This is a genomic window from Mycobacterium sp. (assembly GCF_049683355.1).
Taxonomy (GTDB): Bacteria; Actinomycetota; Actinomycetes; order Mycobacteriales; family Mycobacteriaceae; genus Mycobacterium.
Genome location: NZ_JBAUJB010000274.1, coordinates 1 through 8,832 on the forward strand (window position 1 = coordinate 1; position 8,832 = coordinate 8,832).

Sequence of the window (8,832 nt, forward strand, 5' to 3'; positions counted from 1 at the left end):
ATGACCGTCAACGAGATGCGCGAGTGGCTGCGCAACTGGATCGGCAACGCCACCGGGCAGTCGCCCGAGGCGATCAACGAGTCGACACCGATGGTCGAACTGGGCTTGTCGTCCCGCGACGCGGTAGCGATGGCCAGCGACATCGAGGATCTCACCGGTGTGACGTTGACCGCGACGGTCGCGTTCCGCCATCCCACCATCGAATCGCTGGCCACGGTCATCGTCGAGGGTGAACCCGAGATCGACATGTCCGCGCTGGACACCGAGGACTGGTCGCGCGACGCCGACGAGGGCGTGGCCAACATCGCGATCGTCGGTGTGGCCACCCGTTTCCCGGGCGACATGAACACCCCCGACGAAATGTGGACCGCGCTACTGGAAGGCCGCGACGCGATCACCGATCTGCCGGAGGGGCGGTGGTCGGAGTTCCTCTCCGAGCCGCGCGTCGCCGAGCGGGTCGCCAAGGCGCACACCCGCGGCGGCTACCTGTCCGACATCAAGGGCTTCGACTCCGAGTTCTTCGCGCTGTCGAAGATGGAAGCCGACAACATCGATCCGCAGCAGCGGATGGCACTGGAACTGACGTGGGAAGCGTTGGAGTACGCCAGGATCCCGGCGTCCAGCCTGCGTGGCGAGAACGTCGGCGTGTTCGTCGGCAGCTCCACCAACGACTACATGATCATGGCGCTGTCGGATCCGTCCGTCGCGCACCCGTACGCGATCACCGGTAACTCCAGTGCGATCATCGCCAACCGGGTGTCGTACTTCTTCGATTTCCGCGGGCCGTCGATGTCCATCGACACCGCCTGTTCATCGTCGCTGGTCGCCGTGCACGAGGGCATCAAGGCGCTGCGTTCCGGCGATGCCGACGTGGTGGTCGCGGGCGGCGTCAACGCTCTGGTCACCCCGATGGTGACCGTCGGTTTCGACGAGGTGGGCGGGGTGCTCGCGCCGGACGGCCGGATCAAGTCGTTCTCCGCCGACGCCGACGGGTACGCCCGCTCCGAGGGTGGCGGCATGCTGGTGTTCAAGCGTCTCGAAGACGCCCGCCGCGACGGTGACGACATCCTGGCGGTTGTCGCCGGCGGTGCGGTCAACCACGACGGACGCTCCAACGGTCTGCTTGCCCCCAATCCCGATGCGCAGGAGGCGGTGCTGCGCAAGGCGTACAAGGACGCAGGCATCGACCCGCGGACGGTCGACTACGTCGAGGCGCACGGCACGGGCACCATCCTCGGTGACCCGATCGAGGCCGACGCGCTCGGCCGGGTCATCGGCCGGGGTCGTGCCGCCGACCGTCCGGCGCTGCTCGGTGCGGTGAAATCCAATGTGGGACACCTGGAGTCGGCTGCGGGTGCGGCCAGCCTGGCGAAGGTGGCCCTGGCGCTGCGCAACGACAAGATCCCGCCGTCGATCAACTACACCGGGCCCAACCCGTACATCGACTTCGACAAGGAACACCTCAAGGTCGCCGACACCGTCTCCGACTGGCCGCGCTACGGCGGCACGGCGATCGCCGGGGTGTCCGGCTTCGGCTTCGGCGGCGCCAACGCGCACCTGGTGCTGCGCGAGGTGCTGCCCAGCGACCTGGTCGAACCGATCCCCGAACCCGACGTCGCGGTCGTCACCCCGGCCAACGACGACGCGACGGCCGTGTACGTCGGCGGGGTCCGGATGGACGAGTACGGCGAGTTCATCACGCAAGATGACGACGACGACGACGCTTTCGACGCACCGGTGGCGATGATCGAGGACGAACCCGAACTCCCCGGGCTGACCGACGAGGCGCTGCGGCTGCTGGAGATCGCCCGTGAGGAGCTCGAGGCAGCGGAGGCGGCAGAGCCAACGGCCAAGCTTGTGCCCCTTGCCGTTTCGGGATTCCTGACGTCGCGCAAGCGGGCCACCGCCGGTGAGCTCGCAGACTGGATGGACAGCCCGGCGGGGCGGGAATCTTCGCTGGAGTCGATCGGGCGCTCGCTGTCGAGGCGCAACCACGGCCGCTCACGCGCGGTGGTGCTCGCCCACGACCACGACGAGGCGATCAAGGGACTGCGTGCCCTCGCCGAGGGCAAGCCGAACCCGATCGTGCTCAGCGCCGACGGACCGGTCACCAACGGTCCGGTGTGGGTGCTCGCCGGCTTCGGCGCCCAGCACCGCAAGATGGGCAAGAGCCTGTATCTGCGCGACGAGACGTTCGCCGAGTGGATCAACAAGGTCGACGCGCTGGTCCAGGACGAACTCGGTTACTCCGTTGTCGAGTTGATCCTCGACGACTCGCAGGACTACGGCATCGAGACCACGCAGGTCACCATCTTCGCGATCCAGATCGCCCTCGGTGAGGTGCTCAAGGCCCACGGCGCAACCCCCGGTGCGCTGGTGGGCCAGTCGCTGGGGGAGGCGGCCGCGGCGTACTTCGCCGGTGGGCTGTCGCTGGCCGACGCCACCCGGACCATCTGCGCCCGTTCGCATCTGATGGGTGAGGGCGAGGCGATGCTGTTCGGCGAGTACATCAGGCTGATGGCGCTGGTGGAGTACTCCGCCGAGGAGATCGAGACGGTGTTCTCCGACTTCAAGGACCTCGAGGTGTGCGTGTACGCCGCGCCCACCCAGACCGTCATCGGAGGCCCGCCCGACCAGGTCGACGCCATCATCGCCCGGGCGGAGTCGGAGGGCAGGTTCGCCCGCAAGTTCCAGACCAAGGGGGCCAGCCACACCTCCCAGATGGATCCGCTGCTGGGCGAGCTCGCCGCCGAGTTGCAGGGCATCGAAGCGCATCCGCTGCAGATCCCGTACTACTCGACCGTGCACGAGGGCAACCTGATGCGCGCGGGCGCCGACCCGATCCACGACGTGGACTACTGGAAGAAGGGGCTGCGGCACAGCGTCTACTTCACCCACGGCGTCCGCAACGCGGTCGACAACGGGAACACCACCTTCCTCGAGCTGGCCCCGAATCCGGTGGCGCTCATGCAGGTCGGGCTGACGACGGCGTCGGCCGGGTTGCACGATGCGCAGCTGATCGCGACGCTGGCGCGCAAGCAGGACGAGGTGGACTCGATGACCACCGCGATGGCGCACCTGTTCGTGTACGGCCATGACCTCGACTTCCGCACGCTGTTCCCGCGGCGCTCGCGCGGGCTGGCCGGCGCGCTGGACTTCGCCGACATCCCGCCGACCAGGTTCCGGCGCAAGCCGCACTGGCTCGACGCGCACTTCACCGGCGACAGTTCGGCGGTCATCCCGGGCAACCACGTCGCGACGCCCGACGGCAGGCATGTCTTCGAGTACAGTTCGCGGGGTCAGACCGACCTGGCTGCTCTGGTGAAAGCCGCTGCGGCTGCGGTGCTTCCGGACGCCAAGCTGGTCGCCTCCGAGCAGCGCGCGGTGCCGGCCGACGGAGCGCGGCTGGTCACCACGCTGACCCGGCACCCCGGCGGGGCGAGTGTGCAGGTGCACGCCAGAATCGACGAATCGTTCACCCTGGTCTACGACGCGATCGTGGCTCGCGGCGATGCGCAGGTGGCGCTGCCCACCGCGGTCGGTGTCGGCACCGTTGCCGAAAACATCGCGGCCCCAATCGAAGAGGCCCCCGAGGACGACGCCGAAATTCTCCACGACAACCTCACCGCCGGCGCCGGCATCGCGGCGGGCTTCGCGAAGTGGTCACCGGACTCCGGTGAGACCATCGGTGAGCGGCTGGGGACCATCGTCGGCGCCGCGATGGGTTACGAAGCCGAGGACCTGCCGTGGGAGGTGCCGCTGATCGAACTGGGTCTGGATTCGCTGATGGCGGTCCGGATCAAGAACCGGGTCGAGTACGACTTCGATCTGCCGCCGATCCAGCTGACCGCGGTGCGCGATGCCAACCTCTACGCGGTGGAGAAGCTCATCGCCTACGCGATCGAGCACCGCGACGAGGTCGACGAGCTCGCCGAACAGCAGAAGGGCCAGTCCGCCGAGGAGATCGCCGCGGCGCAGGCCGAGCTGATGGGCGGCGCCACCACGGTCGCCGAACTGGAGGCCAAGCTCGCCGAAGCCGGCCACCCGATCGCTGCGGAAACCGAAGCGTCGCCGGACATCCCGGCGCCCCCGACGGACCCGAGCGGACCGTCGATTCCGGCGCCGCCCACCAATCCCGAGGGGCCGGCAGCCGAAAAGCGCTCGTCAGGATCTGATGGTTCCTCGCGCGAGCGCTCGTCAGCCGCAGGCATGGCCGCGAAGGTGCTCACCCAGGAGGCGGTCACCGAGGCGCTCGGCGCCGACGTCCCGCCGCGCGACGCGGCCGAGCGCGTCACGTTCGCCACCTGGGCGATCGTCACCGGCAAGTCCCCCGGTGGCGTCTTCAACGAACTGCCCTCCATCGGCGACGACGTCGCCGAGAAGATCGCCGCACGGCTCTCCGAACGTGCCGAGGGCACCATCACCGCCGAGCAGGTCGCCGCGGCGCGCACCATCCAGGACCTGTCCACGGTGGTCCGTGACGAGATGGACGCGGGCGAGCTCGACGGGTTCGTGCGCACCATCCGGGCCAGGCCGGAGGGGTCGAACCGGGTGCCCGTGTTCGTGTTCCACCCGGCCGGCGGCAGCACCGTCGTCTACGAGCCGTTGCTCAAGCGACTGCCGGCGGGCACCCCGATGTACGGCATCGAGCGGGTCGAGGGGTCCATCGAGGAGCGGGCAGCGGAGTACCTGCCGAAGCTGCGCGAGATCCACGGCGACGGGCCGTACATCCTGGTCGGCTGGTCGCTGGGCGGTGCGCTGGCCTACGCCTGCGCAATCGGTCTCGAGCGCGAGGGCGCCGACGTCCGTTTCGTCGGCCTGATCGACATGGTGCGGCCCGGCGAGGAGGTGCCGCAGACCAAGGAGGAGACCCGGGCGCGCTGGGACCGCTACGCCCTGTTCGCGCAGCGCACCTTCAACGTCGAGGTCCCGCCGATCCCCTACGAGGAACTCGAGGGTCTCGACGACGCCGGCCAGGTGCAGTACATCCTGGACGCGGTCAAGGACAGCGGCGTGGACATCCCCGGCGGCATCATCGAGCATCAGCGGACGTCCTACCTGGACAACCGGCTGCTCGAAACGGCGGAGATCCAGCCCTACGGCGGTCACGTCACGCTGTACATGGCCGACCGCTATCACGATGACGCGATTTTCTTCGAGCCCCGCTACGCGATCCGCCAGCCCGATGGTGGCTGGGGTGAATACGTCGCAGACCTCGAGGTGGTGCCCATCGGGGGCGAGCACATCCAGGCCATCGACGAGCCGTACATTGCAAAGGTCGGCGCCCACATGAGCGAAGCGATCACTGCGATCGAGGGCAGCGTCGAGGCCGGAACCGACGAGGAGGACACACCCAAGTGACGGCAGAACCTCTCCCCAAAGCCCCGACGACGACCGCGGAGAAGCTCGCCGAGCTGCGCGAGAAGCTCGAACTCGCCAAGGAGCCCGGCGGCGAGAAGGCGGTCGCCAAGCGGAACAAGAAGGGGATCCCGAGCGCGCGGGCGCGCGTCTACTCCCTTCTGGATCCCGGTAGCTTCCTGGAGATCGGCGCGCTGGCCAAGACGCCGGGGGATCCCGACGCGCCCTTCGGGGACGGCGTCGTCACCGGTCACGGCACCATCGACGGCCGCCCCGTCGGGGTGTTCAGCCATGACCAGACCGTCTTCCAGGGTTCGGTCGGGGAGATGTTCGGCCGCAAGGTCGCCCGCCTGATGGAGTGGGTGGCGATGGTCGGCTGCCCGATCATCGGCATCAACGACTCCGGTGGCGCCCGCATCCAGGACGCCGCGACGTCGCTGGCCTGGTACGCCGAACTCGGCCGCCGGCACGAGCTGCTGCGCGGGCTGGTGCCGGAGATCTCGCTGATCTTCGGCAAGTGCGCGGGCGGCGCGGTGTACTCGCCGATCCAGACCGACCTGGTGGTCGCGGTGCGCGACCAGGGCTACATGTTCGTCACCGGCCCCGACGTGATCAAGGACGTCACCGGAGAGGACGTCACGCTCGACGAACTGGGCGGCGCCGACGCCCAAGCGCGCTACGGCAACATCCACCAGGTCGTGGAGTCCGAGGCCGCGGCGTTCCAGTACGTGCGCGACTACCTGAGCTTCCTGCCCGCCAACACCTTCGACGACGCGCCGATCATCAACCCCGGCCTGGAGCCGGAGATCACCCCGCACGACCTCGAACTGGACTCGATCGTGCCGGATGCGGACAACACCGCCTACGACATGCACGAGATCCTGCTGCGGATCTTCGACGACGGTGACGTGTTCTCGGTCGGGGAGCAGTCGGGCCCGGCGATCATCACCGCGTTCGCCCGGGTGGACGGGCGCCCCGTCGGGGTGATCGCCAACCAGCCGATGTACATGTCGGGTGCGATCGACAACGAGGCGTCCGACAAGGCCACCCGGTTCGTCCGGTTCTGCGACTCGTTCAATACGCCCCTGGTGTTCGTCGTGGACACCCCCGGCTTCATGCCCGGCGTCGAACAGGAGAAGGGCGGCATCATCAAGCGCGGCGGCCGGTTCCTCAACGCCGTGGTGGAGGCCGACGTCCCGAAGGTCACCATCACCGTGCGCAAGTCCTATGGCGGCGCCTACGCGGTGATGGGTTCCAAGCAGCTGACCGCCGACCTGAACTTCGCCTGGCCGACGGCGCGCATCGCGGTGATCGGCGCCGAGGGCGCCGCGCAGCTGCTGGTGAAGCGGTTCCCTGACCCGACCGCCCCCGAGGTGCAGAAGATCAAGGCCGACTTCATCGAGGGCTACAACGCCACCATGGCGGTGCCGTGGGTGGCTGCCGAGCGTGGTTTCATCGACGGTGTCATCGAGCCGCACCAGACCCGGCTGCTGCTCCGTAAATCCATGCACCTGCTTCGTGACAAGCAGATCAACCGGGTGCAGCGAAAGCACGGCCTGACCCCGATCTGAGGATCGGGTGCGGTTGGATGGAGCTGTGAATCACATTCCGGGCCTGAGCCCCGGCGCCCCGATGGACGATCCTCGGCTGGACCTGCTGGACCTGTACGTGTTCCAGTCGCCGGCCGACCCGTCCCGCACCGTGCTCATCCTGACAGCCAATCCCGAGGGCGAGGCGTTGCACCCGGGCGCGGTCTACCGGCTGGCCATCGACCACAACGGCGACCTGCGCAACGACATCGCGTTCAGCTTCGTGTTCTCCGCTCCGGTGGAGGGTCGTCAGACGGTGGACGTCTACCTCGCCGTCGGCAACCAGGCCTCGGCGATCGCCGCGGTCGGATCCAGGATCTTCGGCGACGTCGAGGTGTCGTTCGACGCGACACCGCCCAGGACCGTCGAATCGGGTGGGTTCACCTTCTTCGCGGGCGCGCGCAGTGACCCGGCATTCGTCGACCTCGACGGCAGCGGCCGGGATTCCCGCGCGCAGGCCAACGTCATCGCGATGATGATCGAGCTGCCCAACAGCTACCTGAGCGCCGATCCCGACGTCCGGATCTGGGCGCGCTGCAGCCTGCTCTCCGACGACGAGTGGGTGCACGCGGACCGGATCGGCCATCCGTGGATCGGCAACCTGATCACCACCGCGGACACCAGAGACGAGTACAACGCAGGTGAGCCCAACCGGGACAGGGAACGCTGGATCGGGCATCTCATCGAGTTGATGGCCCGCACTGGCGGTTACACCCGGGACGAGGCGATCTCGGCGATAAACGCCGAGGGCACGCTGCCCGACGTCCTCACCTACAACCCGTCGCAGCCGGCGAAGTACCCGAACGGCAGAACCCTGACCGACGACGTCGCCGGGTACCGCATCGCGTTCCTCACCAAGAAGGCCGGGCCGTCGCCGGGGCTGAGCCCGCACACCGACATACTGCCCGAGGTCCCGTATCTCGGGGCGCCGCACTGAGGATGCGCGTGATCGGTGATCAGGCCGGCGTTCGCCCATGCTGACCGACGGCGAGGTGATCGCGGGTTACACGATCCTGCGGATGCTGGGCTCCGGGGGCATGGGCGAGGTGTACCTGGCCGAGCACCCGAGGCTGCCACGCCATGATGCGCTGAAGGTGTTGTCGGCGACGGTCTGTGCCGACAGCGAGTACCGGGAGCGGTTCAACCGGGAGGCCGACATCGCGGCCACGCTGTGGCACCCGCACATCGTCGCGGTGCACGACCGCGGTGACCATGAGGGCCGGCTGTGGATCTCGATGGACCATGTCGAGGGCACCGACGCCGCGCGCCTGCTCACCGAGCGGTACCCGCGGGGCATGCCGCCGGATCTGGTGGTGCGCATCGTGACCGCGGTGGGGGAGGCGCTCGACTACGCCCACCAGCGTGGCCTGCTGCACCGCGACGTGAAACCGGCCAACATCCTGATCGCCGAGCCCGAGACCGCCGATGAGCGGATCATGTTGGCGGACTTCGGGATCGCCCGCAGGGTCGGTGAGATCAGCAACCTCACCGGCACCAACATGACCGTGGGGACCGTCGCGTACTCGGCGCCGGAGCAGCTCACCGCGGACGAACGGATCGACGGCCGCGCCGACCAGTACGCGCTGGCGGCCACGGCGTACCAGCTGCTGACCGGATCTCCACCATTCCAGCACTCGAACCCGGCGATCGTCATCAGCCGGCATCTGACCGCCAAGCCGCCTCAGATCGGGGTGTCCAGACCCGAACTGTCTTTCCTGGGAGGCGTTTTCGAGAAGGCATTGGCGAAATCGCCTGCCGACCGCTTCGAGCGTTGTGTGGATCTCGCCCGGGCACTGGGCAACCGGACCGGGGTCGGCGCCGCCGACGCCGACGCGACCGTGGCCGCCGCCGCTCCGACAGGTCCTCGCCATGCCAAGAGCGCGGC

General features: G+C 68.5%; 4 protein-coding genes. All 4 read left to right on the plus strand.

Translation table 11 applies throughout. The features are described 5' to 3' along the window. Positions 1 to 5,361, plus strand: a 5,361-nt coding sequence (gene pks13, locus WA944_RS16250) for a polyketide synthase Pks13 (protein WP_526647130.1), incomplete at its 5' end; no start/stop codon positions are given. Beyond that, on the plus strand, positions 5,358 to 6,929 hold the full coding sequence (locus tag WA944_RS16255; RefSeq protein WP_526373996.1) for an acyl-CoA carboxylase subunit beta: 1,572 nt from the start codon (positions 5,358 to 5,360) through the stop codon (positions 6,927 to 6,929). The genes pks13 and WA944_RS16255, both read left to right, overlap by 4 nt. A gap of 61 nt (positions 6,930 to 6,990) precedes the next feature. After that, complete coding sequence (locus tag WA944_RS16260) at positions 6,991 to 7,884, plus strand: DUF4331 family protein (RefSeq protein WP_526373997.1); 894 nt, start codon at positions 6,991 to 6,993, stop codon at positions 7,882 to 7,884. Between the two features lie 37 nt (positions 7,885 to 7,921). Beyond that, a partial coding sequence (locus tag WA944_RS16265) for a serine/threonine-protein kinase (RefSeq protein WP_526611046.1) occupies positions 7,922 to 8,832 on the plus strand: 911 nt, incomplete at its 3' end.

Coding starts and splice junctions, on each gene's coding strand:
- WA944_RS16260 (WP_526373997.1), top strand. CDS start 6,991: ATGGACGATCCTCGGCTGGACCTGCTGGACCTGTACGTGTTCCAGTCG.